The 20,404-nt window shown below is 70.3% G+C and carries 21 protein-coding genes; 17 read left to right on the top strand and 4 right to left on the bottom strand.

Annotated features, from left to right (window positions below):
* Positions 1 to 36: 36 nt before the first annotated feature.
* Both ACZ7MF_RS37070 and ACZ7MF_RS37065 read right to left on the bottom strand, forming a co-directional pair.
* Positions 37 to 708 (bottom strand): response regulator, encoded by a 672-nt coding sequence (locus ACZ7MF_RS37070; protein ID WP_003977171.1) that lies wholly within the window; start codon positions 706 to 708, stop codon positions 37 to 39.
* Between the two features lie 16 nt (positions 709 to 724).
* Positions 725 to 1,717: a RecB family exonuclease gene (locus ACZ7MF_RS37065; RefSeq protein WP_471482542.1), complete on the bottom strand. Its 993-nt coding sequence runs from the start codon at positions 1,715 to 1,717 to the stop codon at positions 725 to 727.
* Between the two features lie 171 nt (positions 1,718 to 1,888).
* On the opposite strand from ACZ7MF_RS37065, the gene ACZ7MF_RS37060 reads away from it, so the two are divergent.
* The 3 genes from ACZ7MF_RS37060 to ACZ7MF_RS37050 all read left to right on the top strand — a co-directional run bounded on the left by ACZ7MF_RS37060 (position 1,889) and on the right by ACZ7MF_RS37050 (position 5,508).
* Positions 1,889 to 3,736: a site-2 protease family protein gene (locus ACZ7MF_RS37060; RefSeq protein WP_471482541.1), complete on the top strand. Its 1,848-nt coding sequence runs from the start codon at positions 1,889 to 1,891 to the stop codon at positions 3,734 to 3,736.
* Positions 3,737 to 3,794: 58 nt separating this feature from the next.
* Positions 3,795 to 4,697: a tRNA (adenine-N1)-methyltransferase gene (locus ACZ7MF_RS37055; RefSeq protein WP_271415029.1), complete on the top strand. Its 903-nt coding sequence runs from the start codon at positions 3,795 to 3,797 to the stop codon at positions 4,695 to 4,697.
* A gap of 220 nt (positions 4,698 to 4,917) precedes the next feature.
* The gene (locus ACZ7MF_RS37050; RefSeq protein WP_471482540.1) at positions 4,918 to 5,508 is read left to right on the top strand and encodes a hypothetical protein; all 591 of its coding nucleotides are present in this window, start codon (positions 4,918 to 4,920) and stop codon (positions 5,506 to 5,508) included.
* A 74-nt stretch (positions 5,509 to 5,582) separates the two neighbouring features.
* Here ACZ7MF_RS37050 and ACZ7MF_RS37045 read toward each other — a convergent pair whose 3' ends face one another.
* Positions 5,583 to 5,888, bottom strand: coding sequence for a ferredoxin (locus ACZ7MF_RS37045; protein WP_356867760.1), 306 nt, complete (start codon positions 5,886 to 5,888; stop codon positions 5,583 to 5,585).
* 245 nt (positions 5,889 to 6,133) lie between these two features.
* On the opposite strand from ACZ7MF_RS37045, the gene arc reads away from it, so the two are divergent.
* The 6 genes from arc (at position 6,134) to prcA (ending at position 12,299) form a co-directional block, all read left to right on the top strand.
* Positions 6,134 to 7,900: a proteasome ATPase gene (gene arc, locus ACZ7MF_RS37040; protein WP_123622703.1), complete on the top strand. Its 1,767-nt coding sequence runs from the start codon at positions 6,134 to 6,136 to the stop codon at positions 7,898 to 7,900.
* 231 nt (positions 7,901 to 8,131) lie between these two features.
* Positions 8,132 to 9,643 (top strand): depupylase/deamidase Dop, encoded by a 1,512-nt coding sequence (dop, locus tag ACZ7MF_RS37035; RefSeq protein ID WP_346265862.1) that lies wholly within the window; start codon positions 8,132 to 8,134, stop codon positions 9,641 to 9,643.
* Positions 9,644 to 9,821: 178 nt separating this feature from the next.
* Positions 9,822 to 10,040 (top strand): ubiquitin-like protein Pup, encoded by a 219-nt coding sequence (locus ACZ7MF_RS37030; RefSeq protein WP_471482539.1) that lies wholly within the window; start codon positions 9,822 to 9,824, stop codon positions 10,038 to 10,040.
* 117 nt (positions 10,041 to 10,157) lie between these two features.
* A complete protein-coding gene (locus tag ACZ7MF_RS37025; protein ID WP_271415025.1) occupies positions 10,158 to 10,670 on the top strand; it encodes an endonuclease VII domain-containing protein in 513 nt (170 codons plus the stop codon).
* Positions 10,622 to 11,467, top strand: a complete 846-nt coding sequence (gene prcB, locus ACZ7MF_RS37020; protein WP_471482538.1) for a proteasome subunit beta — start codon at positions 10,622 to 10,624, stop codon at positions 11,465 to 11,467. Before ACZ7MF_RS37025 ends, prcB begins: the two co-directional genes overlap by 49 nt.
* 61 nt (positions 11,468 to 11,528) lie before the next feature.
* A complete protein-coding gene (prcA, locus tag ACZ7MF_RS37015; RefSeq protein WP_471482537.1) occupies positions 11,529 to 12,299 on the top strand; it encodes a proteasome subunit alpha in 771 nt (256 codons plus the stop codon).
* Positions 12,300 to 12,318: 19 nt separating this feature from the next.
* On the opposite strand, the gene ACZ7MF_RS37010 is transcribed toward prcA, so the two are convergent.
* Entirely contained in the window at positions 12,319 to 13,329 is a 1,011-nt protein-coding gene (locus tag ACZ7MF_RS37010) for a LacI family DNA-binding transcriptional regulator (protein ID WP_471482536.1), read from the bottom strand.
* 103 nt (positions 13,330 to 13,432) lie between these two features.
* Between ACZ7MF_RS37010 and ACZ7MF_RS37005 the strand changes: the two genes are divergently transcribed.
* From ACZ7MF_RS37005 to ACZ7MF_RS36970, 8 genes are all read left to right on the top strand, one after another.
* Entirely contained in the window at positions 13,433 to 14,692 is a 1,260-nt protein-coding gene (locus ACZ7MF_RS37005) for an MFS transporter (RefSeq protein ID WP_471482535.1), read from the top strand.
* A gap of 9 nt (positions 14,693 to 14,701) precedes the next feature.
* Positions 14,702 to 16,063, top strand: coding sequence for a Pup--protein ligase (gene pafA, locus ACZ7MF_RS37000; RefSeq protein WP_109033662.1), 1,362 nt, complete (start codon positions 14,702 to 14,704; stop codon positions 16,061 to 16,063).
* Between the two features lie 188 nt (positions 16,064 to 16,251).
* The gene (locus tag ACZ7MF_RS36995) at positions 16,252 to 17,259 is read left to right on the top strand and encodes an FKBP-type peptidyl-prolyl cis-trans isomerase (protein WP_471482534.1); all 1,008 of its coding nucleotides are present in this window, start codon (positions 16,252 to 16,254) and stop codon (positions 17,257 to 17,259) included.
* Between the two features lie 58 nt (positions 17,260 to 17,317).
* Positions 17,318 to 17,689: an FKBP-type peptidyl-prolyl cis-trans isomerase gene (locus tag ACZ7MF_RS36990; RefSeq protein ID WP_471482533.1), complete on the top strand. Its 372-nt coding sequence runs from the start codon at positions 17,318 to 17,320 to the stop codon at positions 17,687 to 17,689.
* 137 nt (positions 17,690 to 17,826) lie between these two features.
* Entirely contained in the window at positions 17,827 to 18,780 is a 954-nt protein-coding gene (locus ACZ7MF_RS36985; RefSeq protein WP_471482532.1) for a helix-turn-helix transcriptional regulator, read from the top strand.
* A gap of 18 nt (positions 18,781 to 18,798) precedes the next feature.
* Complete coding sequence (locus ACZ7MF_RS36980) at positions 18,799 to 19,881, top strand: helix-turn-helix transcriptional regulator (RefSeq protein ID WP_471482531.1); 1,083 nt, start codon at positions 18,799 to 18,801, stop codon at positions 19,879 to 19,881.
* A complete protein-coding gene (locus ACZ7MF_RS36975) occupies positions 19,878 to 20,180 on the top strand; it encodes a hypothetical protein (RefSeq protein ID WP_093455807.1) in 303 nt (100 codons plus the stop codon). The genes ACZ7MF_RS36980 and ACZ7MF_RS36975 overlap by 4 nt, the downstream gene beginning before the upstream one ends.
* Before the next feature lie 10 nt (positions 20,181 to 20,190).
* Positions 20,191 to 20,385 carry a hypothetical protein gene (locus ACZ7MF_RS36970; RefSeq protein ID WP_356867738.1) on the top strand — a complete coding sequence of 65 codons (195 nt, stop codon included), beginning with the start codon at positions 20,191 to 20,193 and terminating at the stop codon, positions 20,383 to 20,385.
* The last annotated feature ends 19 nt before the right edge of the window (positions 20,386 to 20,404 follow it).

Genomic DNA, 20,404 nt, shown 5'->3' with positions numbered 1-20,404 from the left:
CGCGGTGCGGGGGAGTGCCCGCGTGCCGGGGAGGGGCTACTGCGCGCCGGGACGCACCAGACCGCTCTCGTAGGCGTACACCGCCGCCTGCACCCGGTCGCGCAGGCCCAGCTTGGTCAGCACATGCCCCACGTGGGTCTTGACGGTGGTCTCGCTGACGAACAGGTCCGCGGCGATCTCCGCGTTGGACAGCCCGCGGGCCACCAGCTTCAGCACCTCGACCTCACGGTCCGTCAGGGTGTGCAGGGTGTCCGGCACCGGCTCGTCCCCGGAGGGCAGATGCGTGGCGTACTTGTCGAGCAGCCGCCGGGTGATGCTCGGCGCGAGCATCGCCTCGCCGTTCGCCACCACGCGGATCGCCTGCACCAGTTCGTTGGCCGGGGCGTCCTTGAGCAGAAAGCCGCTGGCGCCCGCCTTCAGCGCCTCCACCACGTACTCGTCCAGGTCGAAGGTGGTCAGCACCAGCACCTTCGCCGGACCGTCCCGCTCCGGCCCGGTGATCTGCCGGGTCGCCTCCACACCGTCCATCCGCGGCATGCGGATGTCCATCAGCACCACATCGGGCTGCAACGCCCGTACCTGGTCGAGCGCCTGGAGGCCGTCTCCGGCCTCGCCGACGACCGCGAGGTCCTGCTCCGCCTCCAGAATCATCCGGAAGCCCGTGCGCAGCAGCGGCTGGTCGTCGACCAGTAGGACGCGGATGGCCACGTAAGTCTCCTTCTCGCTAGTCCGGCCCCATTCTGCCCTGCCCGACGGCGCCGGACTCGGCCGCCCTCACCGGCAGCGGGTAGGGCGGGGGAGTGCCGCCGAACTCCGGACAGTGCGCCTGGTGGTCGCACCAGCCGCACAGCTTCGTGGGACGCGGCCGCCAGTCACCCGTCTCGGTCGCCAGCCGGATCGCCTCCCACAGCGCCAGCAGCTTGCGCTCGACCCGCTCCAGGTCCGCCAGGACCGGGTCGTAGGTGAGCACGTCGCCACTGCCGAGATAGACCAGCTGCAGGCGCCGCGGGACGACCTTCTTCAGCCGCCACACCACCAGCGCGTAGAACTTCATCTGGAACAGCGCGCCCTCCGCGTACTGCGGCCGGGGCGCCTTGCCCGTCTTGTAGTCGACGATCCGCACCTCGCCGGTGGGGGCCACGTCGACCCGGTCGATGATGCCGCGCAGCCGCAGCCCGGAGTCCAGCTCGGCCTCCACGAACAGCTCCCGCTCGGCGGGCTCCAGCCGGCTCGGGTCCTCCAGGCTGAACCAGCGCTCGACGAGCCGCTCCGCCTCGGAGAGCCACTGCGCCAGCCGCTCGCCCTCCGGGTCGTCCGCGAACAGCTCACCGACCTCCGGCCTGCTCTCCCGCAGCCGGTCCCACTGACCGGGGACCAGCGCCCTCGCCGTCGGCGCGGTGCGCTCGGCCGCCGGGGCGTCGAAGAGCCGCTCCAGCACCGCGTGCACCAGGGTGCCCCTGGTCGCCGCCTCGCTGGGCTTCTCCGGCAGCCGGTCGATGACCCGGAACCGGTACAGCAGCGGGCACTGCATGAAATCACCGGCCCGGGAGGGCGAGAGCGAGGTGGGCGCCATCGCCGCAGGTGCGGGCGCGGCGGCCGCCGTCTCCGACGCCGGGGCCTCCGGCTCCACCGCCGCGGCCGACCCTTCCGCCACTGCCGCCGCCGGTCGGGCTGGTCCGCCGGCGTCCTCCGCGACATCCTCGGTACTCGTCTCCATGCCCACAGACCTTACGGCCGGGCACTGACAACGACCCAGCCCGCAGGCGTGACCCGTGTGACGGATGGGAAGCAGAGGGGTGCCGGAGCGGAACGGGCGGCGACGGACGCATACCATCGACACGAGACCCTCCCGTCCGCAGGCGGGAGACGCTTCGAACGAGGGGACACCGTGGACGTGAGCGGCGGGAGCGGGCAGCCGCGGTCCGGCAACGACGAGTCGGCCGAGCCCCAGGCACATCCCACGGCCCCGGCCGCCGACCCCACCGACTCCGCAGACCCGGGACCCACCGGCCCGACGGCCACGGGCCCCGAGAAGCGCGGGGCCGAAACCCCGGGCTCCGAAACCCGGGACTCCGAACCCTCGGGCTCCGAGACGCCGGACCGCGAGGCACCGGGCCGCGAGGCACCGGATCGCGAGACGCCGGGTCCTGAAACTTCACGCTCCGAGACACCGGGCCCGCAGATCCCGGGCTCCCAGATCCCGGGCTCCCAGACCCCGGATTCGCAGGCGCCGACGCCCCCCAGGCCCGGGGAGGCCCCCGGCGAAGACCCCGCCGTACCCGGCGAGCCCGGCCGGGGCGCCCCCGATGCCGTGACCGGGCGGCAACCGGAGCAGGGTGCCGGTGGCCGGCGTGACACGGACGCCCGGCCCACATCGCCGCTGGACGGCGACCGCCCCTCCGAAGCCCCCCGGGCCCCCGAAGCCCCCCAGGCCCCCCGGGCCCCCGAAGCCCCCACGCCCCCCAGGCGCTCCGAACCGGCCGCCGGCCCCCGGCACGCCGCTCACGGCACCGGCGCCCCGCACCACCACCGCGCCGAGGCCCACACCGAGGGCGCGGGCGGGCCGGGCAAGCCGCCGCAGCGCCGACCGGAACCCGGGGGCGGGCTGCTCATGGGCCGGCCCTTCGGCGTGCCCGTGTACGTCGCCCCCAGCTGGTTCCTGGTCGCCATCCTGATCACCTGGGTGTTCGGCGGCCAGCTCGACCGCGTACTGCCCGAGCTGGGCGCCGCCCGCTACCTGGTCTCCCTCTTCTTCGCTGTCGCCTTCTACGCCTCCGTCCTCGTCCACGAGCTCGCCCACACCGTGGCCGCCCTCCGCTTCAAGCTCCCCGTCCGCCGCATCCAGCTCCAGTTCTTCGGCGGCGTCTCCGAGATCGAGAAGGAAGCCGAGACCCCCGGCCGCGAATTCGTCCTGGCCTTCGTCGGCCCCCTGCTCTCCCTCGTCCTGTCCGGCGTCTTCTACGCCGCCCTGCTGCCCGTGGAGCCCGACAGCGTCGCCGGCGTGCTGCTGGCCGGCCTGATGGTCTCCAACCTCATCGTCGCCGCCTTCAACCTGCTGCCCGGTCTCCCCCTCGACGGCGGCCGCATGCTCCGCGCCGTCGTCTGGAAGCTCACCGGCAAACCGATGAGCGGAACGATCGCCGCCGCCTGGGTCGGCCGCGCCCTCGCCATCGCCGTACTGATCGGCCTGCCGCTGCTGACCCAGTCGCTCGGTTCCGACGCCGCGAGCGACGTCGGCATGGACACCGTCATGGACGCCCTGCTCGCCGCCATCCTCGCCGCGATCATCTGGACCGGCGCCGGAAACAGCCTCCGCATGGCCCGCCTGCGCGAACACCTCCCCGAACTGCGCGCCCGCGCCCTCACCCGGCGCGCCGTCCCCGTCCAGGCCGACACCCCCCTCTCCGAGGCCCTGCGCCGCGCCAACGCCTCCGGCGCCCGCGCCCTGGTCGTCGTCGACGGCGAAGGCAGCCCCGCCTCCCTGGTCCGCGAGGCCGCCATCGTCGGCGTCCCCGAACACCGCCGCCCCTGGGTACCGGTCAGCACCCTCGCCCAGGACCTCACCGACGGCATGCGCGTCTCCGCCGAACTGTCCGGCGAGGAACTCCTGGACGCGCTGCGCGCCAACCCGGCCACCGAATACCTCGTCGTCGAGGAGACCGGCGAGATCTACGGCGTCCTGTCCGCGGCCGACGTGGAACGCGCCTTCGTCAAGGCCATGGCCCGCCCCTCCTGAGCACCGCTCTCCCAAAGCGGTGGTCGGAGGCCCGGCCGGGGACCGGTAGGCTGGTCACATGTCCGAACCGACCGGTGCCGCCCGCAGGCGCGGGCCCTTCAAGGTCGGGGACCAGGTTCAGCTGACCGACCCCAAGGGCCGCCACTACACGTTCACGCTCGAGGCCGGGAAGAACTTCCACACCCACAAGGGTTCCTTCCCCCACGACGAACTGATCGGTGCTCCCGAGGGCAGCGTCGTCCGCACCACCGGGAACGTCGCCTACCTCGCGCTGCGCCCCCTGCTCCCCGACTACGTCCTGTCCATGCCCCGAGGGGCAGCCGTCGTCTACCCGAAGGACGCGGGGCAGATCCTCGCCTTCGCCGACATCTTCCCCGGCGCCCGCGTCGTGGAGGCCGGTGTGGGCTCCGGCTCCCTCAGCAGCTTCCTGCTGCGCGCCATCGGCGACCACGGCATGCTGCACTCCTACGAGCGCCGCGAGGACTTCGCCGAGATCGCCCAGCAGAACGTCCAGCGCTACTTCGGCGGCCCGCACCCCGCCTGGCAGCTGACCGTCGGCGACCTCCAGGACAACCTGTCCGACACCGACGTCGACCGCGTCATCCTGGACATGCTCGCCCCTTGGGAGTGCCTGGACGTCGTCAAGAAGGCCCTCGTGCCCGGCGGCATCCTGTGCTGCTACGTCGCGACCACCACCCAGCTCGCCCGGACCGTCGAGTCCATCCGCGAGATCGGCTGCTTCAACGAGCCGACCTCCTGGGAGACGATGATCCGCAACTGGCACGTGGAGGGCCTCGCCGTCCGCCCCGACCACCGCATGATCGGCCACACCGGCTTCCTGCTCACCGCCCGTCGCCTCGCCGACGGTGTCGAGCCGCCCATGCGCCGCCGCCGCCCCGCCAAGGGCGCCTACGGCGAGGACTACGACGGCCCCAACGCCGGCGGAGGCTCCGGCCGCTGAGGCGGCCCGTGCCGCGTACAACGTACAGACGCCGTGGTGAAGTTCCGGGACATCGCCGGAACTCCACCACGGCGTCGACGCGTTGACGGCGACCACCCGACGGGACGCGAGCCCGCGCGGGAATCGGAACGAGTACCCACCCCGCCGTTCCCCCGCACTGTGACGTGTGGCACGATGCTGGCCACCCCCACCGGCACAGCCCTCACAGGAGACACTCCTCGTGCAGCACCCCGCCGTTCCGGATCTCTCGCACACCCACACCCGGCCGATCCACTGGGTCGCCACCGCCACGGCCGTCGCGGGCGTGGTCGCCCTGTCCTCGGTCCTCCAGCCCGACGCCGCCACGGCCGCCCAGAGCGCCGACAAGACCGCGGCCCCCGGACCGAAGAGCGCCCCCGCCCACATCGCGCCGCCCGACCCGGCCGCCGTGGCCTTCCCCCTGGAATGCGGCCCCGTCAAGGCCCTGGTGCAGAAGAAGGCCTCCGGCGACCTCGACGGCGACGGGCGCCCCGAAACGGTGGCCGCCGTGCACTGCGACGCCCCCATGGGCACCCCGCCCGACGGCGTGTACGTCATCACACGGGACACCGACGGCGGCAAGCCCCGCGTCGTGGCCACCCTCGTGGACCCCAAGGAACGCCGCACGGCCACCGAACTCTCGGTGCGCGACGGCGCCGTCCGCGCCACCCTGCTCGGCTACTCGTCCACCGACGTGCCCAGTTGCTGCCCCGACGTCACCGACGACGTGAAGTGGCAGTGGAAGAACGGCGCGTTCGTCAGCGACACGCCCTCACAGGCACGCACCGTGTGACCGGCGCCCCCGGGACAGACGGTGTGACACACCAGACAGCAGTCACGGAACGTACGCGCCAAGTCACATTTTGGTCACTCTGAGTCCGGACCGTAGACCTCGGCCCTGTCCGAAACGCGACGCACGTGGATGCACTCGCCCGGACACTCCTTCGCCGAGTCCACCACATCCGTGAGAAGCGTCAGCGGCACGGGCGTTGTCGCCCCCGGGGCCTGCAGCAGCTCGTCGTCCGCGCCCTTCACATAGGCCAGACCGTCGATGTCCAGCTCGAACACCTCGGGCGCGTACTGCGCACAGATGCCGTCGCCGGTACACAGGTCCTGGTCGATCCAGACCTCCAGAGCCTCGCCGTCGACAACGGCCTCCTGCTGCACGCTCATGTCTCCTGCCGTTTCCTGCGCCGAGCCGTTCGGGAATCCGGCCAGCTCTGACGGGTGTTGAACACTTCGACCCTACCCCCGCCGGGGTTCCCCCCACGTTCCGTGGGTATTCCCCTGGCGTGAGGGAGAGCGCAAGGGTGAAGATCGGACACACCCCGACAGTCTTTGTGATCTAGGGGTTTCAATCGACACCCACCCAGGTAGGGTCTGGAAGCGTCCAGCTCCCCTTGGAGGAGGTGAGGACCGTGGCAGCCCACGACGACGACATGAACCGCGGCATCCGCCCGGGACGCGGGTCCGAGGACCCGGCCGGGCAGGTGGCCTACCTTGAGCAGGAGATCGCCGTCCTGCGACGCAAGCTCGCCGAATCTCCGCGACACACGAGAATTCTCGAAGAGCGGATCGTCGAACTGCAGACCAACCTGGCCGGCGTGTCCGCCCAGAACGAGCGACTCGCCGGCACACTCCGCGAGGCCCGCGACCAGATCGTGGCCCTCAAGGAAGAAGTCGACCGGCTGGCCCAGCCACCCGCCGGCTTCGGCGTCTTCCTGCAGGCCAACGAGGACGGCACCGCCGACATCTTCACCGGCGGCCGCAAACTCCGGGTGAACGTCAGCCCGAGCGTCGAGCTCGACGAGCTGAGGCGCGGCCAGGAAGTGATGCTCAACGAAGCACTCAACGTGGTCGAGGCCATGGAGTACGAGAGCGTCGGCGACATCGTCACCCTCAAGGAGATCCTCGAGGACGGCGAGCGCGCCCTGGTGCTCGGCCACACCGACGAGGAAAGGGTGGTACGGCTCGCCGAACCCCTGCGCGGCCTCACCATCCGCCCCGGCGACGCCCTCCTGCTCGAACCCCGCTCCGGCTATGTCTACGAGGTCGTCCCCAAGAGCGAGGTCGAAGAACTCGTCCTCGAAGAGGTCCCCGACATCGGCTACGAGCAGATCGGTGGCCTCGGCGGACAGATCGAGATGATCCGCGACGCGGTCGAGCTCCCCTATCTCTACCCCGACCTGTTCCGGGAGCACGAGCTGCGGCCGCCCAAGGGCGTCCTGCTCTACGGGCCCCCCGGATGCGGCAAGACGCTCATCGCCAAGGCCGTCGCCAACTCGCTGGCCAAGAAGGTCGCCGAGGTCACCGGCCAGGCCGCCGGCAAGAGCTTCTTCCTCAACATCAAGGGCCCCGAGCTCCTCAACAAATACGTCGGCGAGACCGAGCGGCAGATCCGCCTCGTCTTCCAGCGAGCCCGCGAGAAGGCCAGCGAGGGCACCCCCGTCATCGTCTTCTTCGACGAGATGGAATCCCTCTTCCGCACCCGCGGCTCCGGCGTCAGCTCGGACGTGGAGAACACCATCGTCCCCCAGCTCCTCGCCGAGATCGACGGCGTGGAAGGCCTGCAGAACGTGGTCGTCATCGGCGCCTCCAACCGCGAGGACATGATCGACCCCGCCATCCTGCGGCCCGGCCGGCTCGACGTGAAGATCAAGATCGAACGTCCGGACGCCGAAGCGGCCAAGGACATCTTCGGCAAGTACCTCACCGAACGCCTCCCCCTCCACTCCGACGACCTCGCGGAGCACGAGAAGGACAAGGCCGCCACCGTCCAGAGCATGATCCAGACCGCGGTGGAACAGATGTACGCCGAATCCGAGGAAAACCGCTTCCTGGAAGTCACCTACGCCAACGGCGACAAGGAAGTCCTCTACTTCAAGGACTTCAATTCCGGCGCCATGATCGAGAACATCGTGGGCCGCGCCAAGAAAATGGCGATCAAGGACTTCCTCGACAAGAACCAGAAGGGCCTCCGCGTCTCCCACCTCCTCCAGGCCTGCGTGGACGAGTTCAAGGAGAACGAGGACCTGCCCAACACCACCAACCCCGACGACTGGGCCCGCATCTCCGGAAAGAAGGGCGAGCGGATCGTGTACATCCGTACCCTCGTCACCGGAAAACAGGGCGCGGACACCGGACGCTCCATCGACACGGTGGCAAACACCGGCCAGTACCTGTAAAACGCGGGCGGCTGCGGGTGCCCACACCGGGTACCCGCAGCCGACTGTTTTCCGGAGCCCCGGCTGGAGCAAGGCAATGACGCAAATGATCTCCCCGCCAGCGCAAAGGCGTTCTAGGCTCTTCCGTACCGCCGAGTCGCGCAGTGCGGGGACGGGCACCGCACACGCATCGGAGCGCCAGCGGTACTTGAGCGGCGCCCACTACGGGCGCCGCCGGGCAAGGAGGGCCGCATGACCGTACGGCGAGTAATGGGCATCGAGACGGAGTACGGAATCTCCGTCCCCGGCCACCCCAACGCCAATGCCATGCTCACCTCGTCCCAGATCGTCAACGCCTACGCGGCGGCGATGCACCGGGCCCGCCGGGCTCGCTGGGACTTCGAGGAGGAGAACCCGCTCCGGGACGCGCGAGGCTTCGACCTCGCCCGCGAGGCCGCCGACAACAGCCAGCTCACCGACGAGGACATCGGCCTCGCCAACGTCATCCTCACCAACGGTGCACGGCTCTACGTCGACCACGCCCACCCCGAATACAGCGCTCCGGAAGTCACCAACCCGCGCGACGCCGTCCTGTGGGACAAGGCGGGCGAACGCATCATGGCCGAAGCCGCCGAACGCGCCGCCCAGCTGCCCGGCGCCCAGCCCATCCACCTCTACAAGAACAACACCGACAACAAGGGCGCCTCCTACGGCACACACGAGAACTACCTGATGAAGCGGGAAACCGCCTTCTCGGACATCGTGCGCCACCTGACGCCCTTCTTCGTCTCCCGCCAGGTCTTCACCGGCGCCGGCCGCGTAGGCATCGGCCAGGACGGCCACGAACACGGCTTCCAGCTCAGCCAGCGCGCCGACTACTTCGAGGTCGAGGTCGGCCTGGAGACGACACTCAAGCGCCCCATCATCAACACCCGCGACGAACCGCACGCCGACGCCGAGAAATGGCGCCGACTGCACGTCATCATCGGCGACGCGAACCTGTCGGAGATCTCGACTTACCTCAAGCTGGGCACGACGGCCCTGGTCCTCTCCATGATCGAAGACGGCTTCATCGCCGTCGACCTCGCCGTCGACCAGCCCGTACGCACCCTCCACCAGGTCTCGCACGACCCCACGCTCAAACACCTCGTCACCCTGCGCAGCGGCCGCACACTGACCGCCGTACAGCTCCAGATGGAGTACTACGAGCTGGCCCGCAAATACGTCGAGGAGCGGTACGGCGCGGACGCCGACGACCAGACCAAGGACGTCCTCGGCCGCTGGGAGGACACCCTCAACCGGCTCGAGAACGACCCGATGAGCCTCGCCGGCGAGCTGGACTGGGTCGCCAAGCGAGAGCTGATGGAGGGCTACCGCCGCCGCGACAACCTCGACTGGGACGCCGCCCGGCTGCACCTCGTCGACCTCCAGTACGCCGACGTAAGGCCCGACAAGGGCCTCTACAACCGCCTGGTGGACCGCGGCCGCATCAAGCGCCTGCTGGACGAGAACGAGGTCGAGCGGGCCCGTACGAAGCCGCCGGAGGACACCAGGGCCTACTTCCGCGGGCGCTGCCTCGAGCAGTACGCGGACGACGTCGCGGCGGCCTCCTGGGACTCGGTGATCTTCGATCTGCCGGGCCGGGACTCGCTCCAGCGGGTCCCAACCCTGGAACCGCTTCGCGGAACGCGTAATCACGTCAAGGAACTCCTGGACCGCTGCCGCACCGCGGACGACCTGGTCAGGGTCCTGTCCGGCGGGTGAGCGGCCCGAGCGGGTACCGGGGAGTAAGCAGCCGGACGGGGTGGAATATCCCAGGTCCGGGAACCATGGAGATGGTCCTCGTACGTTGGAGGAAGTACGGGGCCGATGTCGGACCAGACTTGTAGGGTCTGATCTTGACCGAGCAACTGTGTCGGGCGAACCGAGCGGGGTGAGGGTTATGGCGACCAAGGACACCGGCGGCGGACAGCAGAAGGCCACACGGTCCACCGAGGAGGTCGAGGAGCAGGCGCAGGAAGCGCAGGCATCGGAGGACCTGAAGGAACGCCAGGAAAAGCTGAACGACGACGTGGACTCCGTCCTGGACGAGATCGACGATGTCTTGGAAGAGAATGCCGAGGACTTCGTGCGCTCCTTCGTTCAGAAGGGTGGAGAGTAATCTACCTTTGATTCGAAGGTTGCGGCGGGGGAGTTGGGATTGGTCGACGAAGACGCGAAACGCTGCTCGCGGTGTAGGCAGTCCAAACCGCGAGCGGCCTTCGCGAGTAACCAGGCGATGAAAGACCGCCTGCAGGCCTACTGCCGGGAGTGCTCTGCGGCGTACTACCGGCAGCGTCAGGATGCCCGTGGCAGGAAGCCGCGCCCGAGGGTGGCAGCACCCGAAGGGCACAAATACTGCCAGCGCTGCGAGGAGATCAAGCCGCACTCCGAGTGGGACCGGAACAGGACGGCTTCCGACGGCCTGTCCACAGCCTGCAAGGCGTGCCGGGCAATCGAAGGGCGGGCCCGACACCTAAAGCGTCACTACGGCCTCACCGAAGCCGAGCGGGACGCGATGGTGGCCTCTCAGATGGGGCTCTGCGTGATTTGTTTGAAGGCTCCGGCCGTACACGTGGATCACTGTCACAAGACGGGTAAGGTCCGTGGCGTACTGTGCTTCAACTGCAATTCGGCCATCGGCAAGTTGGGAGACGATCCCGACGCTGTTCGTCGGGCTGCCGCCTACCTGGAGGGAACTTCGTGGAAGCCAACACTCGTAGCACCGGGCGTCTACCAGCTGCCTTCCTGACGCCCGGGTCCTCTTCTTTCATGGACTTCCTCGGGGAGCACCAGCCGGAGATGCTCCCGGGCAACCGGCAGCTGCCGCCGGTGCAGGGCGTCATCGAGGCACCGCACGGCACCACGATCGTGGCGGTCACGTTCCCCGGCGGAGTCGTCCTCGCCGGTGACCGGCGGGCCACCATGGGCAACATGATCGCCCAGCGGGACATCGAGAAGGTCTTCCCGGCCGACGAGTACTCCGCGGTGGGCATCGCCGGTACGGCCGGCCTGGCGGTGGAGATGGTGAAGCTGTTCCAGCTGGAGCTGGAGCACTTCGAGAAGGTCGAGGGCGCGCAGCTGTCCCTGGAGGGCAAGGCGAACCGCCTGTCGACGATGATCCGGTCCAACCTGGGCATGGCGATGCAGGGTCTGGCCGTAGTGCCGCTGTTCGCCGGGTACGACGTGGACCGGGGCAGGGGCCGCATTTTCTCGTACGACGTGACGGGTGGCCGGTCCGAGGAGCGGAACTACGCGACAACGGGTTCGGGGTCGGTCTTCGCGCGCGGTGCGATGAAGAAGCTGTTCCGTGACGACCTGACCGAGGAGCAGGCGACGACGCTCGTGGTGCAGGCGCTGTACGACGCGGCTGACGACGACTCGGCGACCGGTGGTCCCGATGTCGCCCGCCGGATCTATCCGATCATCACTGTGATCACCGAGGACGGTTTCCGCCGGCTCGGTGAGGACGAGGCCGCGGAGCTGGCCGCCTCGGTGCTGCGGGCCCGGCTCGAGCAGCCCGACGGTCCGCGGGCCGCGCTGCTGTAGCGGGCGCGGGTCTTCGTTGTCAGGTGGTCCAGTGATTTCGACAGGAAGGGACGGATAACCGGTGTCGACGCCGTTCTATGTATCTCCTCAGCAGGCGATGGCGGACCGGGCGGAGTACGCCCGCAAGGGCATCGCGCGTGGCCGCAGCCTGGTCGTGCTGCAGTACGCCGACGGCATCGTGTTCGTCGGTGAGAATCCGTCCCGTGCGCTGCACAAGTTCAGCGAGATCTACGACCGGATCGGCTTCGCGGCCGCGGGTAAGTACAACGAGTACGAGAACCTGCGGATCGGCGGCGTGCGCTATGCCGATCTGCGGGGTTACACCTACGACCGCGACGACGTGACGGCGCGCGGCCTGGCCAATGTGTACGCCCAGACGCTGGGCACGATCTTCTCCAGCCAGGCCGAGAAGCCGTACGAGGTGGAGCTGGTCGTCGCGGAGGTCGGGGACAGTCCGGACAACGATCAGATCTACCGGCTGCCGCATGACGGTTCGATCGTGGACGAGCACGGTTCGGTGGCGGTCGGGGGCAACGCGGAGCAGATCAGCGGGTATCTGGACCAGCGGCACCGGGACGGCATGACGCTGGCCGAGGCGCTGAAGCTGGCGGTGCAGGCGCTGTCCCGTGACACCAACGGGAGTGAGCGGGAGATTCCGGCGGAGCGGCTGGAGGTCGCGGTGCTGGACCGGACGCGTCCGCAGCAGCGGAAGTTCAAGCGCATCGTGGGCGGTCAGCTGTCGCGGTTGCTGGACTCCGCTGCGGGCGCGGGTGCAAGTGAGGCGTCGGAGGAGAGCGAGACCGAGGCCGACTCGGGGTCGGACGAGGAGTAGGCGCCCACCTCACCTCACCTCATCGCGGCGGGGCCGTAGACCCCCGTACCACCAGGCTGACCGGCAGGTCCCCCTTCTCGGGGGGCCTGCCTTCCAGTACCGCGAGCAGTGCGCGCATGCCCTGTTCGCCGAAGGCCTCCGCGTCGAGGCGGACGGTGGTGAGTTCGGGGTCGATGGCGGTGGCGAGGCCGAGGTCGTCCAGGCCGGTGACGGAGAGGTCGTCGGGGACGCGGAGTCCGGCCCGGCGGACGGCCTTGTAGGCGCCGGCCGCCAGTTTGTCGTCGTCGCAGACCAGTGCCGTGGGCCGGGGTCCGGGCGCGGCGAGGGCGGCTTCCGTGGCTCTGAGGGCGCCCTCGATGGAGATGGGGGCGCGGATCGTGCGCAGCTCGGTGCCGGGGGCGTCGGCGAGCCGCGAGGCCAGTTCGCGGGCGCGTACCTCGAAGGTCCAGGACGGGATGTCCGCGGCGAGGTGGAGGAAGCTGCGGTGGCCCAGGGCCAGCAGGTGGTGTGTGACCTGGCGGATGCCGTCGGCGATGTCGAGGTTGACGGTGGCGGCGCCCAGGCTGCCCTCGGGGTCGCTGTCGAGCATGACGAGGGGGAGTTGGTCGCCCCGGATGGCGGAGAGGGCGTCGGCGGCCATGGAGGAGGCGATGACGCCGTCCAGTGCGGCCTGCGCGGAGGCGAAGGGGTCCCGGGCGGGGCCCACGCCTTCGGGTGAGGGATACAGGACCACTCCGAAGCCGTGTTCGGCGGCGACCCGTGCCGCGCCGGTGTACACCTCGGCGAAGAACTCCGTGGTGAGCGCGGGGACGACGAGCAGGACGGTGCGGGTGCGGCCGAGGCGCAGGTTGCGTGCGGCGAGGTTGGGGCGGTAGCCGAGTTCCAGTGCGGCGTCGCGGACTCGCTGGGCCGTGGATTCGGAGACGCGGCCGCGCCATTTGTCGCCGAGGACCAGGGAGACCGCTGCCTGGGAGACGCCGGCGGCCTGGGCGACGTCCCGGCTCGTGGGGCGGGTGCTGCCTCGTGCCACCGTTCGCCTGCGCTTTCGTCTGGACTGCTGAACTGGCGACATGGTACGTATGGCGGGAGAAGTTATACGTAACACTTGCTGGAGTGGGACAGGGAGGTGCGTCGTGGTCGCCGGGTATCTGGACATCCTCCGGGCGAGGCATGCCGTGCGGCTGCTCGTCGGCACGCTGGTCGGGCGGTTGCCCAACGCCACCGCGGCGATCGCGATCGTGCTGTTCGTACGGGCCGAGGGGGGCTCGTACAGCCTCGCGGGGGCGCTGGCGGCGGTGTACGGCGTCGCGAACGCCGTGGGCCAGCCGGTGCTGGGGCGGCTGGTGGATCTGCACGGGCAGCCGCGGGTGCAGTTGCCGGCCGCGGTGCTGTCGGGGCTGGCGATGGCCGTGTTCGCCTTCGCGGGCACGGGGACGGCCGCGCTCGCGTACCTGTCCGTGGGCGCCGCGGGGCTGTTCACGCCGCCGCTGGAGGGCGGGCTGCGGGCGCTGTGGCCGAGCGTGCTGGGCAAGGAGGACCAGGTGCACACGGCGTACGCGATGGACGCCGTGGCGCAGGAGGTCATGTTCACCGTCGGGCCGCTGCTGGTGACGGTGTGCGTGTCGCTGTGGTCGCCGCAGGCGGCGCTGCTCGTCCTGAACGGTGTGGGTGTGCTGGGCGCGCTGTCGGTGGTCGTGTCGCCGCCCTCGCGCGCGTGGCGGTCGGCGCCCCGGGAGGCGCACTGGCTGGGCGCGCTGCGTTCGGGCGGGCTGCTGGCGCTGCTGGGGGCGTTCCTGTTCATCGGGATGGCGCTCGGGTCGATCACGGTCGCGTCGGTGCCGTACGCCGACGGGCACGGGGGCGACGCCGTGTACGGGTGGCTGATGGCCGCGCTGGGGCTCGGTGCGCTGGTGGGGGGAGCGGTCTACGGGGCGCGGCAGTGGGGCGGTGAGCCGGCGCGGCGGCTGCGGGTGCTGGTGGCTCTGCTGGCGGTCTGTTACCTGCCGCTGATGCTGATGCCGGGGGCGGTGGCCATGGTGCTGCTCACGGTCCTCGCGGGTGTCTTCCTCGCGCCGTGCATCGCCTGTGCGTTCGTGCTCGTCGACGTGCACGCGCCGCGCGGCACGGTGACGGAGGCGTTCTCGTGGCTCGTGACGACGTTCACCGTGGGTGCCTCGGTGGGGACGGGCCTGGCGGGGCCCGTCGTGGAACATGGCGGGGCGCTGTGGGGCTTCGCGGTGCCGGGGGCGGCGGGTTTCGTCTCGCTGCTCGTACTGGCGTGCACGGGGCGGGTCCTCGCAGCTCCCGTGCGGGGAGCGGTGGTTGCGGCTTCACCGGAAAATGATCCAAACCGTGCCGTCGAACCCCGTTTCAGTTCGGGTCATCAGGCGTAATGTTCAGTCATGGACCGCCGCATTTTCGGGCTGGAGAACGAGTACGGCGTCACGTGCACGTTCAGGGGACAGCGCCGCCTGTCGCCTGACGAGGTGGCGCGGTACCTCTTCCGCCGTGTCGTGTCATGGGGCCGCAGCAGCAATGTCTTTCTGCGCAACGGCGCCCGCCTTTATCTCGACGTGGGTTCGCATCCGGAGTACGCGACACCCGAATGTGACAACGTGACCGAGCTCGTCACCCACGACAAGGCGGGCGAGCGCATTCTCGAAGGACTCCTGGTGGACGCCGAACGACGCCTGCACGAGGAGGGAATCGCGGGCGACGTCTACCTCTTCAAGAACAACACCGACTCCGCGGGCAACTCGTATGGTTGTCACGAGAATTACCTCGTGGCCCGGCACGGGGAGTTCTCGCGGCTCGCGGACATCCTGATCCCGTTCCTGGTGACGAGGCAGTTGCTGTGCGGTGCGGGCAAGGTGCTGCAGACGCCGCGCGGTGCCGTGTACTGCGTCAGTCAGCGGGCCGAGCACATCTGGGAGGGCGTCTCCTCGGCGACCACCCGGTCCCGGCCCATCATCAACACGCGCGACGAGCCGCACGCCGACGCCGAGCGCTACCGGCGTCTGCACGTCATCGTGGGCGACTCGAACATGTCCGAGACGACCATGCTGCTCAAGGTCGGCGCCACCGACCTGGTGCTGCGCATGATCGAGGCGGGCACGGTGATGCGGGACCTGACCCTGGAGAACCCGATCCGGGCGATCCGCGAGGTCAGCCACGACATCACCGGGCGCCGCAAGGTGCGTCTGGCCAGCGGCCGGGAGGCGTCGGCGCTGGAGGTGCAGCGGGAGTACTACGAGAAGGCCGTGGACTTCTGCGAGCGCCGCGGCATCCGCACGGGCACCGTGGAGCGGGTGCTGGAGCTGTGGGGCCGCACGCTGGACGCCATCGAGGCCGAGGACCTGGACCGCATCGACACCGAGATCGACTGGGTCATGAAGTACAAGCTGCTGGAGCGGTACCGGGCCAAGCACAACATGACCATGTCGCACCCGCGGGTCGCGCAGATAGACCTCGCCTACCACGACATCCACCGGCGTCGTGGTCTGTACTACCTGCTCGAGAAGAAGGGCCAGGCGGCCCGGGTCGCCAACGACTTGAAGATCTTCGAGGGCAAGTCCGTCCCGCCGCAGACCACTCGGGCCCGGCTGCGCGGCGACTTCATCCGGCGGGCCCAGGAGCAGCGCCGGGACTTCACCGTCGACTGGGTGCACCTCAAGCTCAACGACCAGGCGCAGCGCACCGTGTTGTGCAAGGACCCGTTCCGTTCGGTGGACGACCGGGTGGAGAAGCTGATCGCCGGGATGTGATCCGGGTGTGGGACCGGCTGTGATCCGGGCGGCATGAGACCGGACGGGTGAGAGAAGCGTCTCCGCGCGAAAGGGCGGAACGCCACACGGGCACCGTACGTTAGCCGTGCGGTGCCCTTCTCACGCCGTAGAGTTGCGCGCACGCCAGCCAACAGGACCGACCCGATACCCGATACGAGGCCCCCACCGTGCGCCGACGCTCACTCCTCATCGCCGTCCCCGCGGGACTGGTCACGCTCGCCGCCTGCGGTGACAGCGACGATTCCGGCTCATCGAGCAACGCGAGCGAGAGTCCGTCGCCCGACGCGTCGGCCACGTCGGCCGCGCCGCCGCCGAAGATCGTGGACGGTCCGCTGCCGGCGATCACGGCGGGGACGAAGTTCGACGAGAAGCCGACCGTCGCCAAGGGCAGCGGCGAGCCGTCCAAGGACCTCGCGGTCAAGACGGTGATCGCGGGCGGCGGCAAGGCCGTCGCGGAGAACGACTTCGTCTCGGCGAACTACCTCGGCCAGGTCTGGCAGAGCGCGAAGGTCTTCGACAACTCCTACGACCGCAAGACCCCCCTGGTCATCCAGCTCGCCCAGGGCAGCATCATCGACGGCTGGCGGTACGCGCTCACCGGCAAGAAGACCGGCAGCCGCGTCCAGTTCTCCGTGCCGCCGACCTGGGGGTACGGGGAGCAGGGCAACGAGCAGGCGGGCATCAAGGGCGACGACACGCTGGTGTTCGTGGTCGACGTCCAGGACACCTTCAACGCGAAGTCCAGCGCCGACGGCAAGAAGGTCGCGCAGGACGACGCCGCCCTGCCGAAGGTCGGCACCAACACCGACGGCAAGGCGCCCTCCATCGAGGTGCCGAAGGCCGACGCGCCGAAGAAGCTCGTCGCCGAGTACGTCCTGGAGGGTGACGGCGCCGAGGTCGGCGCCCAGGACAGTGTGCTCGTGCAGTACAAGGGTGTGCTGTGGGACGGTGGCAAGGAGTTCGACTCCACGTACGGCAGGAAGCAGCTGACGTCGTTCTCGCTGCAGCAGGTCGTCAAGGGCTGGGCGCAGGGCCTGACGGGCAAGAAGGTCGGCAGCCGCGTCCTCATCGTCATTCCGCCGGACCTCGGTTACGGCGACAGCCCGCCGGAGGGCAGCGGCATCGAGAAGGACTCCACGCTGGTCTTCTCCGTGGACATCCTCGCGAAGATGTGACGCCCGGGGATGTAAGACTGGGCCGTTGCCTTTCCGCAGACAAGCAGGAGCTGAACACGTGAGCATCGACAAGCCCGAGGTCGACTTCCCGGGCGGCGAGCCCCCGGCGGACCTCGAGATCAAGGACATCTGGGAGGGCGACGGCCCGGTTGCCGAGGCCGGTCAGACCGTGACCGTCCACTACGTGGGCGTGACCTTCAGCACGGGCGAGGAGTTCGACGCCAGCTGGAACCGCGGTGCGCCGTTCCGCTTCCCGCTCGGCGGCGGCCGCGTCATCGCGGGCTGGGACCAGGGCGTGCAGGGCATGAAGGTCGGCGGCCGCCGCCAGCTGACCATCCCCGCGCACCTCGCCTACGGCGACCAGAGCCCGGCCCCGGCGATCCCGCCCGGCTCGACGCTGATCTTCGTGGTCGATCTGCTCGGAGTCTGATCGAAGCACGAGCGGTCGGCGATCGGAGCCGGTCACCTGGGGTCCATGCCTGTCCGGGCATGGACCCTCGGCTTTTGCCGCGCCACCGCGGGGCGGTACGGTCATCCGTCGTAAGCACCATAGGGAGAAGGGCGTCGATGGCCATTGCCAAGGCCGAGCGGCTGATGAACCTGGCGCTGTGTCTGCTCGGGACGCGGCGGCCACTCAGCAAGCGCGAACTGCGCGAGTCTGTCGAGGCCTATCTCGAGGCGGGCTCCGACGACTCCTTCAACCGCATGTTCGAGCGCGACAAGGACGATCTGCGCGAGCTGGGACTGGTCATCGAGACCGTGGAGAGCCTCGACGGCGAGATCGGCTACCTGGCGCGCCGGGACAGCAACCGGCTGCCGCCCATCACCCTGGACGCCGAGGAGGCCGCCGCGCTCGGGCTGGCCGCGAAGGTCTGGCAGCAGGCCCGCCTCGCCGGTGCCGCCAGCGGCGCGCTGCAGAAGCTGCGGGCGGCCGGGCTGCCCGAGGACGTCGACCCGTACGAGGCGCACAGCGCGCTGGAGCCCCGCATCCCGGTGCACGAGGCGGCCTTCGAGCCGCTGATGCTGGCCTGCCGCGACCGCCGGCCGGTCCTCTTCGACTACCGCAAGGCGAACGCCGCCCAGCCCGAGCCCCGGCACGTGGAGCCGTGGGCGTTGGAGTGCTGGCGCGGCCACTGGTACCTGGCGGGCTTCGACCGCGACCGTGGTGCCGAGCGGGTGTTCCGGCTGTCGCGGATCACGGGAAAGGTGCGTTCGCGCGGCTCCCGCTTCACCGCGCCGGTGCCCGACGTGGTCACCGTCCGGGAGACGGTCGCGAGCTGGGCGGGGGAGACCGCCGACCGGTCCGCGCTGATCCGGCTGCGCACGGGCGCGGGGTACCCCCTTCGGGCGAAGGCCAGCGGGGTGCGGGAACTCGGTGACGGCTGGGACGAGTTGGAGATTCCGTACGGGCACGGCCTGGACGCCTGGCTGGTGGAGTTCGGGCCGGACGTGGTGGTGCTGGAGCCCGCGGAGTTGCGTGCGGACGTGGTGGACCGGCTGCGTGCCGTCGCCAAGGGCTGAGGGGGAGCGGACAACACTGTGGCAGGCAAACCGGTCAGGCCCGTCAACGCCATCGACCAGACCCGGCGGATGCTGTCCCTGGTGACGTATCTGCGTGAGCGGCCCGGGGCGCGGGTCGAGGACGTCGCGCGGGCCTTCGGCATCACCGAGGACGAGCTGGTCTCCGACCTCGACGTGCTCCCGATGTGCGGGACCAGCTTCCGCGGCGGCGACCTCCTCGACATCGACACCGACGGCGAGCGCATCTGGTGGCACAACCCGGCCGCGCTCGGCGCGGACGCCGCCGAGCCGCTGCGGCTGGCCGCCGACGAGGCCACCGCGCTGCTCGTCGCCGCCCGGGCCGTCGCCACCCTGCCCGGGCTGCGCGAGAGCGACCGGCAGGCGCTGCTGCGGGCGACGGCGAAGGTGGAGACCTCGGCCGGTGAGGCCGCCGGGGCCAGCTCGCGCCTGTCCGTCACCTTCGAGTCCGAGGGCGGTGTCTTCGCCGACGTCGACCGGGCCATCTCGGAGCGCCGCCGGCTGTGGATCCGCTACTACTCTCCGGCCCGCGACGAGGTCACCGAGCGGGAGATCGACCCCATCCGCCTGGTCAGCGTCGGGCACACGTACGTGGAGGCCTGGTGCCGCCGCTCCGAGGCCCGGCGCACCTTCCGGCTCGACCGGGTGGCCGAGATCCGCATCATGGACGAGCCGTCCGCACCCCCGCAGGTGGAGCTGCGGGACCTGTCCGAGGGGCTGGTGCAGCCCGCCGCGGAGGACCCCGAGGTGGTCGTCGAGGTCGGTCCCGGCGGGCGCTGGGTCGCCGAGTACTACCCGCACGACAGCGCCGATGAACGTCCCGACGGCGGTCTGCGTATCACCCTGCGCACTCCCGACCCGGCCTCCCTGCGGCGGCTCGCGCTGCGGCTCGGGCGCGACGGCCGGATCGTCTCCCCGCCGGCGCTCGCCGACAGCGCCCGGCGGGCCGCCCGCGAGGCGCTCGCCGCGTACGACGGGATCGAGGCGGCCGGGGCGCACGACGGGGACGACACCGCCGAGGGCGCGCGCCACGGGGCAGCGGCGGCCGAGGGGCAGCACGACAGGCAGGAGCAAGGACTGTGAGCGACCCCCTGGGGCCGTCCGGGCCGTCCGGGCCGGGCATGACCGCGGCGGTCGCGTTCGCCGGCATGAGACGCGTGTCTCCGGTCGTGTTCAAGGCGGGCTGCCCGGACTGCCGGGGCCGGTTCGAACTCGCCGCGAGCGCCCTGCGCCTGGCCATCGGCGCCACGAGCCGGACCACCTTCTACTCGTTCACCTGCCCGGAGTGCGGGTCGGCCGTGCGCAAGCCGGCGGGGGAGCGGGTGGTGGAGCTGCTCACCGGCGGCGGGGTCAGGACCCTGCGCCTTCACTCCACCGTCTAGTCTCGACGTCATGTTCTGGCCGATGTTCGCGGTTGCCGTGGGTTTCCTGGGTCTCGCCGTCCTCGCGGTGTTCGCCGTGAAGGTGTTCGTGGAGGCGCAGCGCCTCGGCCGGCAGGTCACGGACTCCGCCCGCCGGATCAGCCGGGCCGCCGAGGACCTGGAGCGCGCCACCGAGAGCGCCGCCCGTGCCGTGGACACCTTGTGAACGGCTGAAACCCGCCACG

Source organism: Streptomyces sp. NPDC111628 (assembly GCF_055635195.1).
The sequence above is the reverse complement of the archived record's forward strand: the minus strand, read 5'-3'. Positions and strand labels throughout refer to the sequence as shown.

What these genes read in the sequence shown, in the direction of transcription:
- ACZ7MF_RS37065 (WP_471482542.1), bottom strand. Translation starts at nt 1,717, where the DNA reads ATGGAGACGAGTACCGAGGATGTCGCGGAGGACGCCGGCGGACCAGCC.
- ACZ7MF_RS37055 (WP_271415029.1), top strand. Translation starts at nt 3,795, where the DNA reads ATGTCCGAACCGACCGGTGCCGCCCGCAGGCGCGGGCCCTTCAAGGTC.
- ACZ7MF_RS37045 (WP_356867760.1), bottom strand. Translation starts at nt 5,888, where the DNA reads ATGAGCGTGCAGCAGGAGGCCGTTGTCGACGGCGAGGCTCTGGAGGTC.
- dop (WP_346265862.1), top strand. Translation starts at nt 8,132, where the DNA reads ATGACCGTACGGCGAGTAATGGGCATCGAGACGGAGTACGGAATCTCC.
- ACZ7MF_RS37030 (WP_471482539.1), top strand. Translation starts at nt 9,822, where the DNA reads ATGGCGACCAAGGACACCGGCGGCGGACAGCAGAAGGCCACACGGTCC.
- ACZ7MF_RS37025 (WP_271415025.1), top strand. Translation starts at nt 10,158, where the DNA reads ATGAAAGACCGCCTGCAGGCCTACTGCCGGGAGTGCTCTGCGGCGTAC.
- pafA (WP_109033662.1), top strand. Translation starts at nt 14,702, where the DNA reads ATGGACCGCCGCATTTTCGGGCTGGAGAACGAGTACGGCGTCACGTGC.
- ACZ7MF_RS36985 (WP_471482532.1), top strand. Translation starts at nt 17,827, where the DNA reads ATGGCCATTGCCAAGGCCGAGCGGCTGATGAACCTGGCGCTGTGTCTG.
- ACZ7MF_RS36970 (WP_356867738.1), top strand. Translation starts at nt 20,191, where the DNA reads ATGTTCTGGCCGATGTTCGCGGTTGCCGTGGGTTTCCTGGGTCTCGCC.